1 protein-coding gene is annotated in these 657 nt (G+C 31.7%); it reads right to left on the bottom strand.

What is annotated here, in order from left to right:
- Window positions 1–24 precede the first annotated feature (24 nt).
- A partial coding sequence (locus KA814_RS13550) for a toll/interleukin-1 receptor domain-containing protein (protein ID WP_210122804.1) occupies window positions 25–657 on the bottom strand: 633 nt, incomplete at its 5' end.

The following is a 657-nucleotide window of genomic DNA, read 5'->3' as shown; positions in this document are numbered from 1 at the left end:
ATAAAATTTATTATTCTTGCATTTTTATGATTTTACTAATTCTGCTAATTTCTCTGCTATATCTTTCATTGAATCGTCATTGGTATTTAAACCACTTCTGGAACCTAACAGTGGACTTACATCACGTAAAGCCTCGAAAGTTGTTTCATGAACTATTGGTACTAATAAGTCGTTGGCTAACAAAGCAGATAGTTCTTTGCTAGCTATACCTTTATCTCCTTTAATACGATTGATAAAAGCTGGAGTAACCAATACAATGCCAATACGAGATTTGGCTAAACCTTTGTCTATTTCTGTTAATAATGAACTTCCTAAAAGTACATCTGTTTCACTAAACCATACATTAACGTTATTTAACTTTAGTAAGTCATATATTTCTTTAGCTGATTTCTTGCGATCATCCCATGCATGGCATAGGAAAATATCTCTTAAATCATTTTTTTTAGAGCGTTCTTCAACTCTTTTTCTTACAGGTGTAAGTGTTTTTATTTCTGAAGGTGTGTATAAAACGTTAGAATTTTTTGGAGACCAATTAGCTTTTTGTTTGTTTGTATTACTTCTATTTGTGCTTGTGTTTGTTGGTCTTGGAGTGGATGATGTAAATCTTTGATAATTATAATTACTTCTACCTCCACATGCTGGACAATTTCTTCTAGC

It is taken from the genome of Staphylococcus sp. GDY8P196P (assembly GCF_017891705.1).
In the GTDB taxonomy this organism is placed as follows: domain Bacteria; phylum Bacillota; class Bacilli; order Staphylococcales; family Staphylococcaceae; genus Staphylococcus; species Staphylococcus ureilyticus.
The sequence above is the reverse complement of the archived record's forward strand: the minus strand, read 5'-3'. Positions and strand labels throughout refer to the sequence as shown.